The organism is Corynebacterium glaucum, assembly GCF_002287505.1.
Classification (GTDB): domain Bacteria; phylum Actinomycetota; class Actinomycetes; order Mycobacteriales; family Mycobacteriaceae; genus Corynebacterium; species Corynebacterium glaucum.
Genome location: NZ_CP019688.1, coordinates 2,170,501 through 2,192,611 on the forward strand (window position 1 = coordinate 2,170,501; position 22,111 = coordinate 2,192,611).

Genomic DNA, 22,111 nt, shown 5'->3' on the forward strand with positions numbered 1-22,111 from the left:
GGCGCTACTTCCAGCGACCGCGGTAGCTCATCCCGCCCGGCAGGTTCACCCAGACCCCGCCGCGCGAGTTGAAGGTCACCGGCCCGACCTTGGTGGACACTGACGCGCCGGTGCCGGTCTGGTTGATCCAGACGTTTTTCCCTACCTTGTGCTTTTTGCGGTACTGCAGACCCATGGCCGTAGAGATTACCCGACCTAGGCCGGCTCGACCGGACCGCGGCCCTCGCCGTCGGTGTCGTCATCGTCGAACTCGTCACGCTCGTCCGGGAACTCGGACGCGGTGGACGGAGCTTCCTCCAGCGACGGGTCGATCTCGCGGATCTCTTCCTCGACCTCCTCGTCGTCGAAGGTGTCAGCCGGCAGCGGGCGCGGGCGCGGTGTGAAGGTGAACTTCGCACCCTCTGCCGCGGTACCGCGTGCTTCGCGAGCCGCCTCGACATCGCCGTCCCAACCCTCGACGTCGACGGTGATGATCTCGCCAGCACCGATCTCGCCGTAGAGGATCTTCTCGGAGAGCACGTCCTCGATCTCGCGCTGGATCGTGCGGCGCAGCGGGCGCGCACCCAGCACCGCATCGAAGCCGCGGAGCGCCAGCAGGTTCTTCGCCTTGTCGGTGAGCTCGATACCCATATCCTGCGCAGCAAGGTTCTTGTCCACGCGGGAAATGAGCAGATCCACCATTTCCACGATCTCTTCCTGGGTGAGCTGGCGGAAGACCACGATCTCGTCGATACGGTTCAGGAACTCGGGGCGGAAGTGCTTCTTCAGCTCGTCGTGCACCTTGTTCTTCATGCGCTCGTACTGCGCATCGGCGTCGGTAGCGGTGCTACCAGAGAAGCCGAGGCCGACAGCCTTCGAGATGTCGCCAGTACCCAAGTTCGAGGTGAAAATCAGCACCGTGTTCTTGAAGTCCACGACACGGCCCTGGCCGTCGGTGACGTGGCCCTCTTCGAGCACCTGGAGCAGGGTGTTGTAGATCTCCTTGTGCGCCTTCTCAATCTCGTCGAAAAGCACGACGGAGAACGGCTTGCGGCGCACCTTTTCGGTGAGCTGCCCGCCTTCTTCGTAGCCGACGTATCCCGGAGGAGCACCGAAGAGACGCGACGCGGTGAAGCGGTCGTGGAACTCGCCCATATCCACCTGAATCAGCGAATCCTCGTCGCCGAACAGGAACTCAGCGAGTGCCTTGGACAGCTCCGTCTTACCCACACCGGACGGGCCGGCGAAGATGAACGAACCGCTCGGGCGCTTCGGATCCTTCAGGCCCGCACGGGTGCGGCGGATCGAGCGGGACACAGCCTTGACAGCCTCGTCCTGGCCGATGATGCGCTTGTGAAGCTCGTCTTCCATGTTGAGCAGGCGCGAAGACTCCGACTCGGTGAGCTTGAACACCGGGATACCGGTCCAGTGCGCGAGCACGTCAGCGATCTGGTCCTCGCCGACCTCGGCGATTTCCTCGAGATCATCGGAGCGCCACTTCTTTTCCTTCTCCGCGCGTTCTTCGCCGAGCTTGCGTTCGGTGTCGCGAAGACCAGCGGCCTTCTCGAAGTCCTGCGCGTCGATCGCAGCTTCCTTCTCCTTGCGGACCTCGGAGATGCGGTCATCCACCTCGCGCAGCTCTTCCGGAGCGGTCATGCGCTTGATGCGCATGCGGGCACCGGCCTCATCGAGGAGATCGACGGCCTTGTCCGGCAGGAATCGATCGTTGATGTAGCGATCCGAGAGGTTCGCTGCAGCCGAGAGAGCATCGTCGGTGTAGGACACACGGTGGTGTGCCTCGTAGCGGTCGCGGAGACCCTTGAGGATCGTGATGGTGTCCTCGACGGACGGCTCGTCGACCTGCACAGGCTGGAAGCGACGCTCAAGCGCGGCATCCTTTTCGATGTGCTTGCGGTACTCGTCGAGTGTCGTCGCACCGATGGTCTGGAGTTCGCCACGAGCAAGCTTCGGCTTGAGCAGCGACGCCGCGTCGATGGCGCCTTCTGCCGCACCGGCACCAACGAGCGTGTGGATCTCATCAATGAAGAGGATGATGTCACCGCGCTGGTTAATCTCCTTGAGCACCTTCTTGAGACGCTCTTCAAAGTCACCGCGGTAGCGCGATCCGGCCACCAGCGAGCCGAGGTCGAGCGAGTAAACCTGCTTGTCCTTCAGGGTCTCCGGAACCTTGCCGTTAGCGATGTCCAGAGCAAGCCCCTCGACGACGGCAGTCTTACCCACACCAGGCTCACCAATTAGCACCGGGTTGTTCTTGGTACGGCGGGAGAGCACCTGCATGATGCGCTCGATTTCCCTATCGCGACCGACAACCGGGTCGAGCTTGCCCTCCTTGGCGGCTGCAGTGAGGTTGCGACCAAACTGATCGAGTACCAGCGAGTTGGAGCGCTCCCCCTGGCTGCTGCCGCCACCGCGCGGCCCCGGTCCAGCAGACGCGCCGGCCGGCTGCTGGGGCGCCTCGGGGTTCTGCCCCTCGCCACCTTCGTAACCGGAGAGCAGCTGGATAACCTGCTGACGCACACGCGGCAGGTCAGCGCCGAGCTTGATCAGCACCTGTGCCGCAACGCCTTCGCCCTCGCGGATGAGGCCGAGAAGCAGGAATTCGGTGCCAATGTACTTGTGGCCCATCTGCAGACCCTCGCGGAGGGAGAGCTCAAGAACCTTCTTAGCGCGCGGGGTAAACGGAATATGCCCGGTGACCGGCTGCGTGCCGTGGCCGATAATGTCGATGACCTCTCGACGGACATCTTCTAGGTTGATGCCCATCGACTCGAGAGCCTTGGCGGCTACACCCTCGCCCTCTTTGATCAAGCCAAGGAGGATGTGCTCGGTGCCCATGTAATTGTGGTTCAGCGCGCGAGCTTCTTCTTGGGCGAGCACGATGACGCGACGGGCCCTATCGGTAAACCTCTCAAACATGAAGTTGACCCCTTCCTAAAACGCTATCCGCATATAGATGACACTCACCATAACGCTCGGGACCCACACGACATCCATCATCAAGCTCTCCGGAGGGAGCAGCGCGGCAAAACGGCCAGTTCAGAGGGGAAGTTCGCCGTTAGCGAACGGGATTGCGGAACCGCTCGCCGGCCCAGTCCAGACATGAAAAAACCACCCGGATTAAACCGGGTGGTTAGTTCGTGCTATCCGCTTAGCGGTAACTGCCTTAGAACTTCGGCAGGAACTGCTGGATGTGCGGGAAAGCAACTGCGACGATGCCGCCGAGAGCCGCGAGGACACCGATGACGATCGCAGCGATGGTGGCACCGCTCAGGTCGCCCTTGTTGGACGGGGTCTTGGTCTTGTCGCCCGGCTTGGTGGTATCGCCCGGCTCCTTGGTGTCCTTGGCATCCTGCATGCCGTTGATGGCCTCGATCAGACGATCGATGTCGGAGCCGCGCTCCTTCTCAGCAGTGTTGTCTGCGCCAGCGATGGTCGGAGCGTCGTTGCGGTACTTCTTATCCAGAAGGCGAACGCGCTGAACCGGGTTCTCCCATGCCAGACCGTCGCGGTCGGACTTGGCGTAGAACTCGAGGGAGCGAGCCTCGCCCTTCGGGTTAGCGTTGTCGAAGAGGACCTTGCGGTACTCCTCGCGCAGGGTGGACTGCTCGTTGCCGAGGATGGTGTCGTTCTCGTACAGGTCCAGCCAGCGAACGACAAGGCCGTAGTAAGCCTGGATGGTGCGCGCCTTGCGGACGTTGGACTGAGCAACCGCGTAAGCTTCCTTGATGTCAACGATGTTGCGGTTGGTAGCTTCGTTGGTGAGGCGGATTGCCTCCTTGTACAGCGCGTTGCGGTTGTCGAAACCAGTCAGGTAGGTGTTGAGCTGGTTGGAGATAGCGGTGGTTGCGTTCAGCTCGTCGACAAGCTCCTTGTCGGTCTTGCCGTAGTTCTCCTTGATGGCGTTGTCGAGGACCTCTGCCAGCTCGATGACCTTCGGTGCAACCAGGGTGACCTGCTCGTAGTAGTCATCGTCGCCCGGCTTTGCGGTGAGGGTCCAGACATCGTTCACAGCAGTGCGAACCGGCTCCGGGGTTGCCGGGTTCTTAGCCAGCTCAACGAGGGTTGCCTTCTCGGAATCGGAGATGGTGACAGCGTCGGCGTACTTGGCCCAAGCAGCCTCGGCAGCTGCGGTCTGAGCCTCGACATCCTTCAGGGTTGCGTTGATGTCGTTGAGGGTAGCAACCGCGTTGGTAAGGAGCTTGGTTGCCTCAGCCTCGTGAGCCTCAGCCTTAGCCTGAGCCTCAGCCTCGATCGGCTGATCCTGGTACTGGGAGTAGTCAGCGGTCTTGTGAGCGTCGATCGCCGCCTTGTCGTCGTTTGCAGCCTTCTTGAGTGCGTCAGCAGCCTTGACCTGGCCAACCGGTGCAATGTTCTGCAGGTTGTCGCCGTTACCAGCCTTGGAGCCGTCAGCAACGTGCTGACCGTTGTCGGTCTGGTGGGTGGTGCCGTCCTCGGCGTAAGCCGGAACGGTCAGGCCGGACACGCCGGTTGCAACTGCGATTGCACCTGCGAGAGCTGCGGTGCGAACACGGTTCTTGAACATGTGTGAGTACTCCTAGAGAGTAGAAGGTGTATCTGACCCAGACGGGTTGTCTCGGCCGAAAGTTATCCGGAACAACGGGACTTGGAGATTGATTTCCTCTTAAGTCCTCAATCACCCTATCGGCTCCGTCGCTGGAAACATTACGGGCGCTTCCAAGCAACTGCAAGCTAATTCAAATCAGGTCACAAAAGATTAACGATCCGTTTACCCGCGCGGCGCGTGAACATGGCGTTTAGCTGGGATTCTAAGTAAATAGTTAATTTAGAACTCGAATTAACAACTTTCACTACAGCCCCCTACAGGTAACCCCCAAAATAGGGTAGCCAAGGCTCTGAGCTGGGCGTTTTCCGTTACTGAGAGAAAAGACAACCGCAAATCCGAGCGTTTGCGGCGTGGCATCCCGTTAACCTGAGAGTTTTTTGTAGAGAAGGCTTCGCGGACCCAGAAAGCCTTCTCCGTGACGAAAGGTTTAGCTCACCAAATCGCGGATAATCGGATCCGCTAGTTCAAGAGCAGCCTCGCGTGCCTGGGACGCAGTTGGGGCCTTGATTGCCAGGTCAGCCATGTCCCGGCAAGTCTCTAGATCATGCAGGCGCAGTGTCGCCCTGACCGCGCTGACCTTGGCCGGGGCCATCGAGAGTGAGCTCACGCCCAGCCCGGCTAGAACCAAGGCAACGAGCGGGTCACCGCCAGCTTCACCGCAAACGCCAATCGGCTTTCCGTTGTGCTCCCCTCCCTGAGCCGTGGCTTGAATCATACGAAGCACGGCCGGCTGCCAGGGAGAGAGCAACCCGGCAAGCTCTCCCTGCATGCGGTCAGCCGCCATCGTGTACTGGGAAAGATCGTTGGTGCCAATGGAGGCAAAGTCGGCAACGGTGAGGATTTGCTCGGAAAGGATTGCCGCTGCAGGTGTCTCCACCATGACACCGATTTGCGGAAGCCCATAAGAACGGGCGCGCTCCGCGAACCACTCGGTTTCTTCGATCGTGGAGACCATCGGAGCCATGACCCACAGGTCAGCTCCTTCAACCGCCTGGTGCGCTGCGGCTAGAGCTTCCAGCTGCTGGTCGATGAGGTCGACACGCTCCATCGAAAGCCGCAAACCGCGGCGACCCAGCGCAGGATTCTCCTCTGGGCCGAGGTCGGCGAACGAAAGAGGCTTGTCGGCACCAGCATCGAGCGTGCGAACCACAACGCGGCGCTGTCCGAATGCTTGCAGCACCTTTATATAGGTCTCGGTTTGTTCTTCCACACTTGGCGCAGCATCGCGGTCAAGAAAGAGGAACTCAGTGCGGAACAGGCCTGAGCCCTCGAGGTCGAACTTTGCAGCCTTTCGCGCGTCCTCCGCGGTACCAATGTTCGCGAGCAGCTTCACCTTGTGACCGTCGCGGGTTGCCCCCTCACCCGCAGAGTCAGCAAGCAACTCGGCGCGTCGACGCGAACGCGCCTCAAGCTCGCTGACATCGGAGGCATCCGGCGCAACGATGACCTTGCCCGTACCACCGTCGAGCGCCACCTGCGGCTGGTTCACTACGGCCTCAGCAATGCCCTTGACCTGGACGGCAGCGGGGATGCCCAGCTGGGCAGCGAGGATCGCGGTGTGCGAGGTCGCGCCACCCGCCTCAGTGATAATGCCTGAAACGCTTTCCGGATCGAGGGTCGCTGTCTCCGCAGGCGCGAGGTCCTCAGCGATAAGAATTGATGGTTCGGTGAGATCAGGAATGCCCGGCTCAGGAAGATTGCGGACTCGAGCAGTGGCGCGATCACGAATGTCGTAGAGATCAGTCACGCGCTCAGCCATGTACCCGCCGAGCTTTCGCAACTTCGCCGCGTAGGTTTCCACGGCATCGTGGATCGCCTTCGTGACACCGCTTCCCTTCTTGAGCTCCTTGTCAATGCCCTTGATCAGGCCCTTGTCGGTTGCCAGCGTGGCGGTTGCCTCGAGCACCGCTTTCGAGGTCTCGGAATTCGCATGTTCAGCGCGGGAACGAAGCGATGCCGCTACCCCCTCGAGAGCCTCGCGGACGCGCACCCCGTCCGATTCGGGATCTACGGATGCCGGCTCGTGTTGATCGATACCCACCGCCGGTGTGACGAGGGCAATCGGCCCGGAAGCGGTACCAGCGGAAACGCCGATGCCTTTAAGTTCAGTGCGCGCGGTGGACTCGGACATGGTGATGCTCAGTTCCTTTCGGTCGCCTGTACCGCATCTGCGCGGCACCATTTAGGTGCCACGATACGCGCGCATCACCGGTAGCGCGGCGGGTCTTGGATCCGAGTTAGACCAAACGGATGCCGTCCTGATCCCTGTCATATCCGTCCGAGCCTTTGAGCACCATCACGAACTCTGTCAGCGACCAAATAATAAGGCCCGCGAGGACGAAAATGCCGATGAAAATAAAGTAGCCGAGCACTCCGAGGACGAAGAGCCCAAGCTTGGTGAAGCCGCGCTTCTTTTGGCCGAGGTAGAAGTTGCCCACTCCGAGAATGCCGAAGAAGAAGAACAGCAGAGCCGCGACTCGCCTACTCTTTGGGGCGGTTTGGGCCTGGGGCGGGAGGGCTGCGGAGTAGTGCGCGGCTGGTTGGCTGTAGTGGGGCTGCGGGTGAGGATTCGTGTGGATCGGGCGGTTGTGCTCAGGGTAGGCCGGCCATGGGGTGCTCATGCGAGCTCCTTTCGAAGTCACGAAATGGCTGCATGCTAACACCCCGCCTGAGTGGACGCTTAGCAGATTGGCAGCTTTAGACGCAGGTCCTTCGCGTCCTCACCGTTGACAAGCAACGAGTACGTGCCCAAGTCGCCCTGGGGCGCGATGAAGTATGCAGCAGGGTTCTGCCCCTCGAGCTCTACTGTCTCGATGGTGCAGCTGTCGTTGCCGTAGCGCTCCTTCTTTCCTGCAGGAATCGAGGCGTCGCGTTCCTCGACGGAGTCGAACAGGAAGACGCTCACGCCGTTATCTGGACCTGCGCAGCGGATCTTTGCGGATTCGTCCCCTTCGGTGGTGTGGGACCGGCACGTCATTCCCATGAACCCCGCGCCGCCGTCAGCGTCGGAAATAAGCTTGGGGAAGGCTTCCGCGAGCTCCGCATTCTGGCCCGTCCACTCTTCGGTGGTCTCTCGCTGCGTGAGCCACCAGGTCAGCAGGCCCGCAATCAAAAGAAGAGCAACAGCACCAATGATCCACGGCAGCGGGTTGCGTCGCTTATCGACGCTGGCTGCAGTACTCACATCGGTGACCTGCCGAGACTCTGCCGCGGTGGGCACCCCAACGGCGGGGCGTGCGCGGGCGAACTCCTGGGTGGGGTACGAGTCATATCCGCGTCGCGCATTCGACGAATCGGTGGCGGCACCAAAAGCAGTCACCGGTTGCTGCCTGGGCGCGATCTCCGTGGTTGCCAGTTGGCGGAGTGCATCGACGGTGATCTCTGGCGCGTAGGAGTCATCCAACCTGCGGTCGTAGATCGCCCGGCGGTCCGGATCGCCAAGCACGCGCTGCGCCACCCGGAGCTCGTCGAGGCCACCAGGGTTGTTAATCAGCCCGGCACTGATGCGCTGCTCAATCTCGTATTCGATCGACTCCGCAGACTGGGAACGATCCAGACCGAGGGAGGAATAGAGGTTGTAATGCGGCATGGGGGCAGGTCCTTTTGAAATGGAGGCGAAACGCAGACGTGAAAATTATGCCAAAGCGATACTGCAATCGCTGGTCAATAGGGGCGTTAGTGAAGGGCACTGTCCTGGAACCGTGAAGTGCACCGGCAGGCTACTCGGGTGCTGCATGAGCACCTGCTGCGCTATCTGAAACTGAGTTTCCTCCCGGTTGCCGTAGTTCACGATCGACTCCAGGATGAGGATGTTGCGGCCGTCGCAAGCTGGGTAAGAAGCGTCTTCGTACGCTTCCCACTGCTTTGTGCCGGTGGTGAGCTGGGTAGCGCCCATCTTCTCCAGCTTCTCGCGAGTATGACACTCGGTAGTAAGCGCCCCGTCTGGATCCCATCGCGCTCCAGCGGTTCCCAATCACTCCCGTTCCAGTAATTCTCGCTTACCTACGAATTGGGCTTCCCGATCCGAGCGAAGTTGACGCCTTTGTTGCCGCCGGCGAACCAGCGGCCTACTTCGAAGCGCGGAGGATGGGTGCGCCGGTGGCAACAGCGCCGTCCGGGTTCGGTTCTGCTACATCATCCACCGAGCCGAGCTTCTTCGTGTTCACCACAGTGGTGATCACGGTCGGGTTGGTGTTGGAGTCGACGATGCTGGCGAAGTCGACGTCGGCAAGCGGTGTGCCCGCCTCGATCTCCTGCTTGCGCTCCACGCGCGGGGTGAAGCCAGCGCCTTCGAGGGCGACGGTGTCGATGCCGATGTGCACGAGAATCTCCACGCCGTCGGCGGTCTTCATGCCGTAGGCGTGGCCTGTCTTCGCGACGGAGATGACCTTGCCGGTCACCGGAGCGACCACTTGCGTGGTCTGGGTTCCGGGTGCGGGAAGCACGCCGACGGCCTTGCCGAGGGCACCCGAGGCGAACGCCGCGTCTTCGATCGCTTCCTGGGCGACAACCTCACCGGCGATGGGAGCGAGGATGTCGACGACCACGGGTGTGGCGTCGGCAGTCGCGGCTGTGGGGGCAGAGGTGATCGGCTCGTCGCCGGGCTCCAGGGCGGTGACCTCGGCGGCGGCGTCGGAGTCGTCGTCAAGCGAAGCCCGAGCTGCGGCGGCGCGCGCGAGAGCTTCCTCCTTCTCCTCGGGGGTGCGGTAGTCCGTGATGAAGATGACGGCGAAGGCGGTGAAGAAGGCGACCGTGATGGCGATGATGTACACCCACGCCGGGTCGAAGACCGGGATGGTGAACAGCGAAGTGAACACGAAAGCGTTCGTCTTCACGCCGCCGTACGGGGTGCCAAGGATGGCGATGGTAAGGCCGCCGGTGAAGCAGCCGACCAGCATGCGCGGGTAGATGCGCTTGTAACGCAGGTGGATGCCGTAGAGCGAAGGCTCGCTGATGCCGCCGAGGAGGCCGGCCGCGAGCGCCGAGCCTGAGGTCTGGCGCATGATCGGGTCCCGGTCTCGGAGCGAGATGGCGAGTACGGCGGCGGTGGCTCCGAAGCAGGCGAAGTTCCAGGCACCCATCGGGCCCTGGATGAAGTCGTATCCGAGGGTGTTGATGTTCACCAGCATCAGGGCGTTCAGCGGCCAGTGCAGACCCAGCGGCACCAGGAACGGATAAAGCATCGGGATCAAGATGGCGAAGACGAACGGGGCGTTGCCGTTCAGCCACGCGAGACCGCCGCCGATCCAGGCGCCGAGGGCGTAGCCCAGCGGGCCGATGAGGAACGCGGTGAACGGGATCATGACCAGCAGGGTGAGGAACGGCACGAAAACCATGTGGACCGCGCTCGGGATGATCTTTTGCAGCCCCTTGTACACCGTGGCGGCGACGGCAGCCATGATCAGCGGCACGAAGACATTGCCGCCGTACGGCGGCAGGTACATGGGCAGCCCCATCACCTGAACGGAGGCGACCTCCGAGCCCAGAATCGGATTGTTGGTCACGGTCGCTTCCGGGTGGGTTGCGAGGTTGGTGAACTCCGGTGTGAAGAGCGCGAACATGATCGCGGCCGGCACCCAGCCGTCGATGTTCAGCTTCTTGCCGGCGTTGTAGGCCACCATGACCGGAAGGAAGTAGAAGACGGAGCGCCACATGGCGTCTACGAACTGCCAGGTTGGGGTCTTAACTGTGGCCTGGAAGTCGACGAGCTTGAAGGCGTCCATAACCGCTGCGAACGCGATGATGAGCGAGGCACCGAGAAGGACCCCCAGGATCGGGCGGAACGAGTCGGAGAGGTACTCGAAGAACGCGTCGATCCACGGGACCTTGCCCTTGGCCTTGGCGCGCTGCTCCGCCTTGACGTCTTCGTTCGACTTCGTGCCGCGGTCTTGGAACTCGGGGAGGTTCTGGATCGCGTTGTAAACGGTCGCAACATCCCCGCCCACGATCACCTGGTAGTGCGCACCGCCTTGTGGCACCGCTCCCATGACCTTCGGGTTGGCTTCGAGCCGGTCTTTGTCGGCGAGGGATGCATCGTTGAGTTCAAAACGAAGACGGGTGGCGCAGTGGGTAAGAGATTTGACGTTGCCGGCGCCGCCGACACCGTCGATGATGTCCGCGGCCTGCGAGTTCAGGTCCGCTTTAGTTGTTGCCATGCGAGGTGTGCTCCTTGATCAAAGGACGAAAAGACCCGAACGCGTGGCTCACGCTGCTCGGGTCTGCATACCTCGAACCTTAGTAGCTTCTTAGCGGGATTCCGCTGCTTTCATGCATCTAGTTCGCTTCCGGCTTGACCAGCGGGAACAGCACGGTTTCGCGGATGCCGAGGCCGGTCAGGGCCATGAGCAGGCGGTCGACGCCCATACCGGTGCCGGCGGTCGGCGGCATCCCCTGCTCCATCGCGGCGAGGAAGTTCTCATCCAGCACCATCGCCTCATCGTCGCCGTGCGCGGCGAGGCGCGCCTGGTCCTCGAAGCGCTCGCGCTGAATCACCGGGTCGACGAGCTCGGAGTAGCCGGTGGCCAGCTCGAAGCCGCGAATGTAGAGGTCCCACTTCTCGGTAACACCGGGCTTCTCGCGGTGGTCGCGGGTCAAGGGCGAGGTCTCGACCGGGAAGTTGGTGACAAAGGTCGGCTCGTAGAGCTGGTCGGAGCAGAGGTGCTCCCAGATCTCTTCCACCAGTTTGCCGTGTAGCCAGCCTGCGTTTTCCGGCACGGGCAGGCCGATGGCCGCGGCGATTGTCTTGAGTTCTTCCACGGAAGACTCGACGGTCACCTCGGGCTGGCCCGGGAACTTACGCTGCAGAGCCTCGTTGAGCGAGGGGTACATTTCAAGGACCTTCCATTCGCCGGAAAGGTCGTACACGGTGCCGTCGGCAAGCGTGACCTGCTCTGTGCCGAACACCTCGCGGGCACAGAACTGGACGAGCCCCTTCATCATTTCGGCGCCGTCTTTGTAGGTGCCCCAAGCTTGGTAGGTCTCGAGCATGGTGAACTCCGGCGAGTGGGAGGAGTCGATGCCCTCGTTGCGGAAGTTCCGGTTGATTTCAAAGACGCGCTCAATGCCGCCGACAACGGCGCGCTTGAGGTAAAGCTCGGGCGCGATGCGCAGGTAGAGGTCGATGTCGAGCGCATTGGAGTGGGTAACAAACGGACGGGCCGCCGCACCACCGTGCAGGGTCTGGAGCATCGGGGTTTCGATCTCGACGAAGTCCAGGCCAGTGAGGTACTTGCGCACCGCGGCGATGACCTTGATGCGGGTCATCGCGTTGTCGCGGGCGGCCTCACGCATGATCAAGTCGGTGTAGCGGTGGCGGACCCGCTGCTCCTCGTTCATGTCGGCGAACGCGACCGGCAGCGGGCGCAGGGCCTTCGAGGCCATTTGCCACTCGGTGGCCTGGACGGAGAGCTCGCCGCGGCGCGAGGCGATCACGCGGCCGGTCACGGAGACGATGTCACCGAGGTCGGTGTCGGCCTTCCAGCTTGCGAGCTGCTCCTCGCCGACCTCCGCGAGAGAGACCATGACCTGCAGCTGCGTCCCGTCGCCTTCCTGCAAGGTGGCGAAGCAGAGCTTGCCGGTATTGCGCTGGAACATGATGCGGCCCGTGACGGAGACGACATCTTGGGTTTCCTCGCCAGCTTCCAGCGTGCCGTCGTACTTCTGGCGCAGGTCGTGCAGCGAGGTAGTGCGCTTGACCTCGGCGGGGTAGGCACCGCGGCCGTCGCTGATCAGCTTCTCGCGCTTCGCGCGGCGGATCTGCTGCTGCTCCGAAAGGTCGTGCGTCTGGGAAGTCTGCTGGGCCTGCTGGTTAGTCACGCCAGCTAATGGTAGTCGGTGGGTGCGCGTTATTCGCACAGAGGCAGTTCGAGGCGCTTCGTCTCTGCGTCGGCACCGTTCACGATGAACAAGTACTCGGTGTTGTCGCGCGGGGCCATCGCGTACGCAGGCGGATCGGTGTCCGGGATCTCAAAATCGTTGATCATGCACGCTCCGCTGCCCAGCACCGTTGCATCGTCAACGCCGGGCACGACACCATTGCGCTCGCGCTCGTTGGCGTACTTGATCACGGTCACACCGAGGCTTTCGTCGGCGCAGCGGATCTTTCCGTCCTGCCCAGGGTCGGTGGCCGCGGACTCGCAGGTCAAGCCCTGCCAGCCATACTGCCCAGACTTCTTTGCGACGATCTGCGGGTAGGCCTCATGGATCTGGGCCTCGGCCTCGTTCCACTCCTGGCCGCGGTTGGTGAACCACCACGCGCCGATGAGAGCCACAAGTGCGAGCGCGAGAGCACCAATGATCCACGGCCACGGGTTGCGGGCCGTTGTCGTTTGCGTGGCGACGGGCGCGACCTGGCTGGCCTGGTACGGATCCGCCTCGCGGCGGTAGACCTCGCCCGGGCCCGGCGCGACACCCGAGCCGGCGATCGCGCGCAGGTAGCCCACCGCGGTGGCGTGGCGGGCGGCGGCCCCCTCGTCGACCGGCTTACCGGTGACCTCGGCAATGACCCTCCAGAAGTCGTGCAGGATGTCTTCCGCGGAGGAGTGCTCGGTGGTCGGCCCAACCAGACCGAGCTTCACCGGGGCTTTCGCAAACGCGTGCTGCACCAGCATCTGCTCGGTGTTCACGGAACGTGCGAGGAAGTTCGAGTGGCCGGCGGCGATGTAGGCGTCGACGGCCGCGGCCGCGCTTTCCAGCAGCTCACCCGCCCACGCGTCCGAGACTGTCTCCCCCGCCTCGCGCTTTTCGGCGATCAGCCCAGACAGCGGGGTGCCGGTGGGTGCGTCGCGGAGGATGAACGGGCGGCCGTCGTCAAGCTTTCCTGCGAGTCGCGGGCGGAACACCCCTGGGTGGGCGATGTCGTTGAGCTGGGAGTTGAGCGCGTCGGTGTCGGCTGCGGCGGTGAACGGGGCGTCGAAAAGCTCGATCTGCACCCCGACCCCCTCGTCGGTTTTGCCTTCGAAAAGGGTGGACGCGGCGGTGCGGCCGGTCTGGCGCGCCCCGTCGCCGACTAAGGCGATGCCGTAGCGTTCGTTGAGGACACCGGTGATAACGGGCTCAGACATGGGTGCGAGTGTAGCGCAGCAGCTTAGGAGTTCTCGGGTGAAGCTTCGATGTGTTTGAATCCGACACCCAGCGGTAGCCCGACGTTATCGAGCAGGTGGACCCCGCCGAGATCGACCGCTGCGAGCAGGCGCGCGTCACCGGTTTCCGGGGCGGGGCGGAAGGCTAGATCGCGCAGCGCGAGGTACGCGGGTGTCAAGCCGGCGGCTTCGAGGACGCCCCGGGCGGTATCGAGGACGACCTTTTCGCCGTGCTCCGCGGCGTGGGCCCCCGCGGTAAGCGCGGCGGAAAGTGCAAGGGCTGCGTCGCGCTGGGCTTCGGGAACGTCAGCGTTGCGCAACGAGATAGCGATACCGTCCGGCATGCGCACCGTGGGCACCGAGTGGAGTTTGACCTTCATGCGCAGGCTAGTTACCGCGAGCTGGGTTGCGACGAGGAGCTCGAAGTCCTTCTCCCCCATCACCAGGTCCGTGGCGTGGGTGAGGTTGGCAGCCGCGATGATGCGGGCGGTGTCGTGGGCGATGGAGTCAGCGTCTTCGAGGTGGTCAAGACCGGTGTGAATGCGGGCGGTGGTGGCGAGCTTGCCGTGGAAGACGACATCGACGCCTTCGCGGGCGAAGTCTTCGGGCACCGGTTCGCCGGGCGCGCCCTGGTAGATGACGAAGACGTAGGCGCCGAGCAGCGATTTCGCGGCGCGGATGAGGGAGATGTGACCAGCGTGGATGCCAGTCGTCAGCGGCACGACCACGATCGACTTGCCCACCTTGCGAAACGCGCGACCGTACTGCGCCAGGTGCGCCTCGTCGGTCACAACCACAGCTTGGCCGGGTTCAAATGCCATCTCGGACTAGCTCCCTTCGTACTTGGAAAACGCCCACAGCTCCACATCGGTGGAGCGGTTCTGCTCCGCTTGACGACGCTGCACGTCGACGAACAGACGACGGATTCCCGGATCCTCGATCGCGCCAAAGAGCCAGTCCAGCTCCTGCGGCGTCATCGTCGTTTCCGCCGACCCGGATTGCGCAGAGAAGAACTCGGCCTGCATGGCATCGACGTCCGGGAGTGCGGACCTAATCAGGTCGTACGCGTCGAAGCGCAGTGTGCTTTCGAGTGCGCGCAGCCGCTGGGCAGCGCCGAGGAGGCCGCGGTCGGCATCGTTGACGGGTACGCTTGTGCCGCCGATCTCGGAGACGAGCAAACCGATGACGGTTTCGCCCAGCTCGTCGGCGGCCGAGGTAACCCACACATCCGCGAAGAGGTTGTGCGCGCACATGACGATGGCGTGGGCGGTTTCGACATCGTCAAGCAACTGCGGCCCGTGTGTGAGCGCGGTGTGCAGGAACATCTGTTGCGGGCGTGCGAAAGGGCTGAGGCGCTCGGCAGCCCACTCGACACCGTCCGTAACGCCGTCGAGCAGGACGAGGTCGACCTGCTGGATGGCGCCTGGGTCCTCGACCGGATCGATCGGGTAAACGGAGTGGCCGGCTTGCTCGAGTTTCAGCGCGAGCGGTGTCTCCCCAAACACCGCCCCTACGACGAGGCGTGGTGGCACAGGCTTAAGCGCCTTCGTTCTGGCGTCGCGCGAGAAGGTCAGCGACCGAGAGCGCACTTGCACCCTGCTCGTCACGGCGGCGACGACCACCACCGCGGTGCCGGCCAGCGGAATCCTCGGCAGGTTGTGCCTCCGGCACCTGCTCAGGCTCCGGCGCTTCCTCGACGACCGGTTCGGGCTGGGGCTCAGGCTGGGGTTCGGGCTGGGGCTCAGGCTGTGGCTCGGGCTGCGATTCGGGCGCGGGCTCCGAAGCTACCGGCGTCGGCTCTACCACCTGTGCTGGCTCCTCGCTCGCCTCCGCCTGGTTCGCCTCCGCCTGGTTCGCGCGCTCGTTGATGATCTCGGACAGCGGGTTCGGCTGCTCACGCGCGGGCTGCTGGCCCAGGCGGCCTGCAATCGCGTCGGCTGACGGCGCACCCGCCGGGCGATCACGGCGCATGCTGACCGGCTCGCGCACAATGTCAATCTCCATGGTGTCTTCACTCGACTGCCACGGACGCGGTGGCTGGGTCGGCTCCGGGAACACCGGCGCCCCCGGCTCGCGGTTCAACCCGATCTCCTGAATGCGTCGCGCGCGCGCCTGCACAGCCGCCGGCTCGTACTCAAACACCGCGCCGCGCATCTCTTCAAGCTGGCTGCGCAGGGACTTGATCTCCTCCTGCAGCTCGCGCAGCACCTGAAGGTCCTGTGAGTTCAACACCGGGGCCGGCTGCGGCTGCGTGGGGTGGGCACCGGCCTCGCGCGACTGCACCACGGCCTGTTCCAGCTGCGCGCGAGTGTTGGCCAGCTCGTATTCACGCTCATCAGCCGCTGTTCGGGCCGCGTCGCGGTCCCGGCGCGCACGATCGACCACGATGATGCCAGCAGCACCCGCCCACAGCGCGAAGATCAACGAGATCTTCAGCGCGTTAGCCGAGTTGGTGAACAGCATGACCACGGTGCCGGTCACAGCGAAAACAAACGGGACGATCACCCAGATGTTCCCTCTGTCCTTGCTGGCTGCTCCGCGGCTTGGTTCAGTCATGGGGCCAACCTTAGCTGGCACCTTCCCCATGAGCCGGTGGCGACACCTCGCAAGATCGCTCCAGTACCACCCCAGCCACAGCCAGCACCACTCCACCAAGGGCACCAGAGATTAACGACGGAAAGTCCTCCGCGGCAGCAACCACAATGTGCATCCGAGGGACCACGTACACCAGAGCACCGATATATCCGCCGCCGCACAGGGCACCTGCCCAGGCACAGGCCTTGCCGAAGACCATGAAGTTCGCCACCATCATGGGGTTGAGCTGACTGCGATCCAGCCCTACTTTGCCCTCTTCGCGGCGCTTGCGCACCATGTATGCGAGATAGAAGCAGACCGCGCCGAGGATCCAAAGGCTGAGCGGCACGACCAAGCTCAACGACTCAAGCGCGGCAAAGAACCGGCGCACTAAGATCCATCCGGCTGCGGCGGCAAAGGCCACTGCGCTGAAGAGACCGGCAATCGACGTGCGCGTCACAGCTTCTCCACCCCCTGCGGCTCCAGCCGCGCGAGGATGTCGCGCACCGGCTCGCCGTTGAGGTGCGCCTCCGGATCGATCTCCAGCCACGGCCGGAGCACAAACTCGCGCTCATGCGCCCGTGGGTGCGGCACGGTGAGCACGGGGTGAGTCGAGGTGAAGCCTTCAATGTCCACGATGTCCACGTCCAAGGTGCGCGGGCCCCAGCGCACCTCGCGCACGCGGTTCGCGGCGCGTTCCAACTCTTGGCAACGGTTAAGAAGGGTGAATGGGTCGTCCAAGGGGGCGTCGATAAGCAATGCCTGGTTGAGGAATGCTTCCTGCTCGATGCCACCCCACGGTGCGCTTCGGTAAAGGGAGCTTTGCGCGATGACTTCCGGCCCGAACGCGCGGACGACGCTGACGAGATGCGCGCGCGAGTCTTCCATGTTGGAGCCGGTGGAGAGCACAGCGCGCATGGTCACAGGCGCTTTCGCGAGCGGCGGGCGACCACGGCGACGTCGTCGAAGACCAACGGGATGGGTGCGTGCGGTTTGTGCACGGTGACCTCAACGGCGTGCAGCACGGCGTAGCGCGCGAGCGCTTCCTCGGCGATCTGCGTGGCTACGGTCTCGATGAGCTGCTTCGGCGTGCCGGCGGCGATGTCGTAGGCCAGCTGCGCGAGTTCGGCGTAGTTGACGGTCTTGGTCAGGTCGTCGGTGGCGGCGGCATCGGCGAAGTCGAGCCAGCACACGATGTCCAGCGTGAACGCCTGGCCGTGCTCGGTCTCGTGCGGGAGGACGCCGTGGTTGGCGTGGACGGCGAGGCCTTTGAGTTCGATGCGGTCGGCCACTTCCTTACCTCCCGGTGTTCCCGTGCTTCCAGGCAGCGGCGACATCGACAGCGTCGCGCGAGGGGGCGACCTCGTGCACGCGCACGCACCACGCGCCGAGGTGGGCCGACAGCGCGGTGACGGCCGCGGTTGCGGGGTCCGCGTCGACCGGGCCGTGCTCCAGCCCGCGGTTCGCGCGGATCCCGATGAGGAAACGCTTGCGGCTCGCACCGACCAGCACCGGGAAGTCACCGGCGACGAACTCGGGCAGAGCGTTGAGCAGGGCCCAGTTGTCCTCTGCGGTTTTGGCGAAGCCGAGGCCCGGGTCCACCACGATCTGGCCCGGGTCGACGCCGGAGGCGATTGCATTGCCGGTGAGTTGGGCAAGGACGTTATGCACGTCGCGGACCACATCGCCGCCGTGGTCGGCGACGCCGGAGGCGCTTTCGAAGCGGTCCGCGCGCCAGTGCATGAGGCACACCGGCAGCTTGGTCTCGGCCATGACGGTGTACATGTCCGGGTCGGCGAGGCCGCCGGAGACGTCATTGATCATGTCCACCCCGGCCTCCGCGGCGGCCAGTGCGGTCGCAGCTCGCATCGTGTCGACGGAGGTGCGGATGCCGTCGGCGTGCAGCTGTTCGACCACCGGTCGCACGCGCTGTGCCTCGAGCTCTGCCGCAACTCGGGTGGCTCCCGGACGAGTGGATTCGGCTCCGACGTCGATAATGTCCGCGCCGAGCCGCACCAGCTCATGGGCGTGGGCGACTGCCTGGTCCACGTGAAGCCACTTGCCGCCGTCGGAGAACGAGTCCTCGGTGACGTTGACGATGCCCATCACCGTCGTGCGCCCCGGTGCAGTGAGGTCTGCGACGGTCACGCGTGGCTGGCTGGTGGCGCTCATGAGTTAGCTCCTGATCAGGCTCATCACTTCGGCGCGCGAGGCCGGGTTGTTTTGGAAGCCGCCGCGCACCGCAGACGTGGTGGTCACCGCGCCGGGCTTGCGGATGCCGCGCATGGCCATGCAAAGGTGCTCGCACTCGATCACCACAATCACTGCCGACGCCCCGAGCTTGCTCACCAGCGCATCGGCGATCTGGGCGGTGAGTCGCTCCTGGACCTGCGGGCGCTTGGCGTAGAGGTCGGCGAGGCGAGCGAGCTTCGACAGCCCGGTGACCTTGCCTTCCTTGCCCGGAATGTAGCCGATGTGGGCCTTGCCGTAGAACGGCACGAGGTGGTGTTCGCAGGTGGAGTAGATCGGAATGTCGCGCACAAGCACGAGCTCGCGGTGGTTCTCTGCGAAGGTCTTCTCCAGCACCTCGGTCGGCTCAGTGTGCAGGCCTGCGAAGCACTCCTCGTAGGCGCGGGCGACGCGGGCCGGGGTTTCGATAAGGCCTTCGCGATCCGGGTTCTCGCCAACGGCGATGAGGAGCTCGCGCACTGCGGCTTCCGCACGCTCCCGATCGAAGGTGCCCTTGGCAGCGACAAGGTGGTCGGAGGCTCCCGGGCTGACCTGCTCGGGGTCCAGGATGTTGGCGTTATCGCTCATCGCGGCGGTCTCCTTCCGGTGCTCCAGGTTCCGTGTCCGGGTTAACGATGTCTTCCGCGTCGCGGACCGGGGTTTCCTCCGGCACGTCTGGGCGGCGCGGGTTGTCCTCGAACGAGCGGTCCGGGCGCTCGTGCTCCGGCAGGCGGAACCCGATCTCGTCGGTGCGCTGCTCCGACGGGCGCGGCTGACGCGGCGGCAGCTGAGTGGTGTCTCCGTTCGGCCGGTAGTGGTCCATGCCTGGGTGCTGCTGCGGCGGCATCGGCTGGCCTGGTTGCTGCGGTTGCTGGTTCTGGCCCGGGTACGTCCAATCCGGCGGCGGGGTTGCGCCACCGTATTGCGGCTGGTTGCCCCGCTTCGGCTGCCAACGGGTTGAACCGCCGTCGCGGCCACCACCCTGCTGCCCGGATTGCGCCTCGCGTTCCTGGCGGCGGCGCTCGCGGGTCTCGCGGGAAGCCTCGAGGATGGAGAAGCGCTTCGGCGGCTCCTCACCGCGCTCGATAGCCAGCTCTACCGGGGTTTTTACCGGCTCGTGGCCTTCTTGGCGGGCGAAGCGCTCGTCGTGGACCGGGATCGCGGGGCGCTCCGGCTGGATCGCGCCGAAGATGTCCTCGAGGTCCGGGCGGCGCAGGGTTTCCTTCTCCAGCAGCTTGCTTACCAGCGAATCCAGCACATCGCGGTTGCGACGCAGGATGGCGTAGGCGGTCGCATGCGCGGCGTCGACAAGCTCATGCACCTCTCGGTCAATGGTCTCTGCGACTGCCGGCGAATACTCGAGCGCTGCGCCCCCTCCCCCGCCGGAGAACGGATCGCCCTGCTGCTCGCCGTACTTCACGGTGCCCAGCGCGGAGCTCATACCGTACTCGGTGACCATCGCGCGAGCGATCTTCGTGGCCTGCTCGATGTCGTTGGACGCGCCGGTGGTCGGCTCGCCGAAGACGAGCTCCTCGGCGCTTCTGCCACCCATGGCGAAGACCATGCGCGCGAAGAGCTCGTCGCGGTTGTACATGCCCTTGTCGTCCTCGTCCGCGGTCATGGCGAAGCCGCCAGTGTTGCCGCGCTGGAGGATGGTGACCTTGTACACGCGCTCAATGTCCTTCAGCGCCCAGGCGGCAAGGGTATGACCACCCTCGTGGTACGCGGTAACCTTCTTCTCCTTCTCGGAGATGATCTTGGTGCTGCGGCGCGGGCCGCCGATCACGCGGTCGGTGGCTTCTTCCAGCGCATCCGGGGTGATCACGTTGCCGCCGACGCGGGCGGTGAGCAGCGCGGCCTCGTTGAGCACATTGGCCAGGTCGGCGCCGGACATGCCCGCGGTGCGCTTCGCCAGCGCGTCGAGGTCGACGTCTTTCGAAAACGGCTTGCCCTTCGCGTGCACCTTGAGAATCTGCGCGCGGCCATTGAGGTCCGGGTTGGTCACAGGGATCTGGCGGTCGAAGCGGCCCGGGCGCAACAGCGCCGGGTCCAAGATGTCGGGGCGGTTCGTTGCGGCGATGAGGATGACGCCCTCGCGGCCGTCGAAACCGTCCATCTCCACGAGCAGCTGGTTCAACGTCTGCTCGCGCTCGTCGTGGCCGCCGCCCATGCCGGAGCCGCGCTGGCGACCCACGGCGTCGATCTCGTCGACGAAAATGATGCACGGCGAGTTCTCGCGCGCCTGCTTGAACAGGTCGCGCACACGCGAGGCACCGACACCCACGAACATCTCCACGAAGTCGGAGCCCGAGATGGAGTAGAACGGCACCCCAGCCTCGCCAGCGACGGCGCGGGCCAGGAGCGTCTTACCGGTACCGGGCGGGCCGTAGAGCAGCACACCGCGCGGGATCTTCGCGCCGAGCTTCTCGTAGATCTCCGGGTCGGTGAGGAAGTCCACAACTTCCTGCAGCTCGTCGACGGCCTCGTCCGCACCCGCGACATCGGCGAACGTGTTCGTCGGGTTGTCCTTGTTCAGCTGCTTCGCCTTCGAACCGCCAATGCCGAACATCCCGCCGCCGGCCTGCATGCGGTACATGAAGTAGAACAGCAGGCCGAAGATAATGATCATCGGCAGCATGAAGCCGAGCATGGAGAGCAGGAAGGACTCCTGCGTCACGTTCGTCTTGTAGCTATCCGCGCCGGAGTTCTGCACCGCCTCGAACACGGTCGGGGTGGTGCGCGCCGGGTATTGGGCCGAGACGGCTTCGACGCCCTCGCGCTCGTCGATAGTGATTGGCTCCCGCAACTCGATGCGGACGCGCTGCTCCCGGTCGTCGATCTGCACCTTTTCGGCGTTGCCATTCTCGAGCTGCTCGAGAGCAACGGAGGTGTCGACGTCCTGGTACGCGCGGGTGTCGTCACCAATCAGCGTGAGCAGGTAAAGAACGATGAGTACGACGGCGCCAATGAGGCCCCACCGCAAGACATTTTGGTTTTTTGTCATATCGTGGTGAAGCTTAAAGCCCTAACAGCTCGGAATAGACATTCGGGTGCAGCGTGCCCACATAGGGAATGTCGCGGTAGCGCTCGGCAAAGTCGAGACCATAACCCACCACGAACTCGTTCGGGATGTCGAAGCCGACATCGAGCAAATCGATCTTTGCGGTCTGCACCTCCGGCTTGCGCAGCAGGGTGACCACCTCGAGCGACTTCGGGCCGCGGCCCTTCAAGTTCTTCAGCAGCCACGAAAGGGTAAGGCCGGAATCGATGATGTCCTCAACGACGAGCACGTCGCGGCCCTCGATCTCCTTGTCCAAATCCTTGAGAATGCGCACCACGCCTGAGCTGGTCGTGGAGTTGCCGTACGACGACACGGCCATGAACTCCATCTCGCAGGGGATGGTGAGCTTGCGCGCAAAGTCTGTGAGGAAAAAGACCGCGCCCTTGAGCACACACACCAGCATGAGGTCCTGCTCGGAGTCCTTGTATTTCTCGCTCACCATGTCCGCGAGTTCTTGGACGCGGGCTTGCAGCGCATCCTCCGGAATGAGCACGGCCTCCACATCGTCGCCGTAGCGGTTGGCGGGGACGTTGTAATCCTTGTGGTCGTACAGCTTCGTCATTGCTTACCTCTGCGGGTGCT

At 63.9% G+C, this 22,111-nt stretch carries 20 protein-coding genes; all 20 read right to left on the reverse strand.

Annotated elements, in window-relative coordinates:
• Positions 1-4: 4 nt before the first annotated feature.
• Positions 5-175, reverse strand: coding sequence for a DUF4236 domain-containing protein (locus tag CGLAU_RS10610; protein ID WP_095660672.1), 171 nt, complete (start codon positions 173-175; stop codon positions 5-7).
• A 20-nt stretch (positions 176-195) separates the two neighbouring features.
• Positions 196-2,916 carry an ATP-dependent Clp protease ATP-binding subunit gene (locus CGLAU_RS10615; protein WP_095660673.1) on the reverse strand — a complete coding sequence of 907 codons (2,721 nt, stop codon included), beginning with the start codon at positions 2,914-2,916 and terminating at the stop codon, positions 196-198.
• 247 nt (positions 2,917-3,163) lie between these two features.
• A complete protein-coding gene (locus tag CGLAU_RS10620) occupies positions 3,164-4,543 on the reverse strand; it encodes a hypothetical protein (RefSeq protein ID WP_095660674.1) in 1,380 nt (459 codons plus the stop codon).
• 469 nt (positions 4,544-5,012) lie between these two features.
• Positions 5,013-6,716, reverse strand: a complete 1,704-nt coding sequence (gene ptsP / locus CGLAU_RS10625) for a phosphoenolpyruvate--protein phosphotransferase (RefSeq protein ID WP_095660675.1) — start codon at positions 6,714-6,716, stop codon at positions 5,013-5,015.
• A 106-nt stretch (positions 6,717-6,822) separates the two neighbouring features.
• The gene (locus CGLAU_RS10630) at positions 6,823-7,206 is read right to left on the reverse strand and encodes a TM2 domain-containing protein (RefSeq protein WP_095660676.1); all 384 of its coding nucleotides are present in this window, start codon (positions 7,204-7,206) and stop codon (positions 6,823-6,825) included.
• A 59-nt stretch (positions 7,207-7,265) separates the two neighbouring features.
• The gene (locus tag CGLAU_RS10635) at positions 7,266-8,174 is read right to left on the reverse strand and encodes a hypothetical protein (RefSeq protein ID WP_095660677.1); all 909 of its coding nucleotides are present in this window, start codon (positions 8,172-8,174) and stop codon (positions 7,266-7,268) included.
• A 45-nt stretch (positions 8,175-8,219) separates the two neighbouring features.
• Positions 8,220-8,480, reverse strand: coding sequence for a hypothetical protein (locus CGLAU_RS10640; protein ID WP_095660678.1), 261 nt, complete (start codon positions 8,478-8,480; stop codon positions 8,220-8,222).
• A 172-nt stretch (positions 8,481-8,652) separates the two neighbouring features.
• Positions 8,653-10,740 carry a glucose PTS transporter subunit IIA gene (locus CGLAU_RS10645; RefSeq protein WP_095660679.1) on the reverse strand — a complete coding sequence of 696 codons (2,088 nt, stop codon included), beginning with the start codon at positions 10,738-10,740 and terminating at the stop codon, positions 8,653-8,655.
• 118 nt (positions 10,741-10,858) lie between these two features.
• Positions 10,859-12,400, reverse strand: coding sequence for a lysine--tRNA ligase (gene lysS, locus CGLAU_RS10650; protein ID WP_232507110.1), 1,542 nt, complete (start codon positions 12,398-12,400; stop codon positions 10,859-10,861).
• 29 nt (positions 12,401-12,429) lie between these two features.
• Complete coding sequence (locus CGLAU_RS10655) at positions 12,430-13,647, reverse strand: hypothetical protein (protein ID WP_095660681.1); 1,218 nt, start codon at positions 13,645-13,647, stop codon at positions 12,430-12,432.
• 23 nt (positions 13,648-13,670) lie between these two features.
• Positions 13,671-14,486: a pantoate--beta-alanine ligase gene (locus CGLAU_RS10660; RefSeq protein ID WP_095660682.1), complete on the reverse strand. Its 816-nt coding sequence runs from the start codon at positions 14,484-14,486 to the stop codon at positions 13,671-13,673.
• 6 nt (positions 14,487-14,492) lie between these two features.
• On the reverse strand, positions 14,493-15,197 hold the full coding sequence (locus tag CGLAU_RS10665) for a 6PGD fold domain-containing protein (protein WP_157731356.1): 705 nt from the start codon (positions 15,195-15,197) through the stop codon (positions 14,493-14,495).
• 4 nt (positions 15,198-15,201) lie between these two features.
• A complete protein-coding gene (locus tag CGLAU_RS10670) occupies positions 15,202-16,221 on the reverse strand; it encodes a DUF6779 domain-containing protein (RefSeq protein ID WP_095660684.1) in 1,020 nt (339 codons plus the stop codon).
• Positions 16,222-16,231: 10 nt separating this feature from the next.
• On the reverse strand, positions 16,232-16,699 hold the full coding sequence (locus CGLAU_RS10675) for a DUF3180 domain-containing protein (protein WP_095660685.1): 468 nt from the start codon (positions 16,697-16,699) through the stop codon (positions 16,232-16,234).
• Positions 16,696-17,157, reverse strand: coding sequence for a 2-amino-4-hydroxy-6-hydroxymethyldihydropteridine diphosphokinase (folK, locus tag CGLAU_RS10680; RefSeq protein ID WP_095660686.1), 462 nt, complete (start codon positions 17,155-17,157; stop codon positions 16,696-16,698). Before folK ends, CGLAU_RS10675 begins: the two co-directional genes overlap by 4 nt.
• Before the next feature lie 2 nt (positions 17,158-17,159).
• Positions 17,160-17,531, reverse strand: a complete 372-nt coding sequence (gene folB, locus CGLAU_RS10685; RefSeq protein ID WP_095660687.1) for a dihydroneopterin aldolase — start codon at positions 17,529-17,531, stop codon at positions 17,160-17,162.
• Positions 17,532-17,535: 4 nt separating this feature from the next.
• Entirely contained in the window at positions 17,536-18,387 is an 852-nt protein-coding gene (gene folP, locus CGLAU_RS10690) for a dihydropteroate synthase (protein WP_095661180.1), read from the reverse strand.
• 27 nt (positions 18,388-18,414) lie between these two features.
• Positions 18,415-19,056 (reverse strand): GTP cyclohydrolase I FolE, encoded by a 642-nt coding sequence (folE, locus tag CGLAU_RS10695; RefSeq protein ID WP_095660688.1) that lies wholly within the window; start codon positions 19,054-19,056, stop codon positions 18,415-18,417.
• On the reverse strand, positions 19,046-21,472 hold the full coding sequence (gene ftsH / locus CGLAU_RS10700; protein WP_095660689.1) for an ATP-dependent zinc metalloprotease FtsH: 2,427 nt from the start codon (positions 21,470-21,472) through the stop codon (positions 19,046-19,048). The genes folE and ftsH overlap by 11 nt, the downstream gene beginning before the upstream one ends.
• 13 nt (positions 21,473-21,485) lie before the next feature.
• Positions 21,486-22,091, reverse strand: a complete 606-nt coding sequence (gene hpt, locus CGLAU_RS10705; protein WP_198304927.1) for a hypoxanthine phosphoribosyltransferase — start codon at positions 22,089-22,091, stop codon at positions 21,486-21,488.
• Between the last annotated feature and the right edge of the window lie 20 nt (positions 22,092-22,111).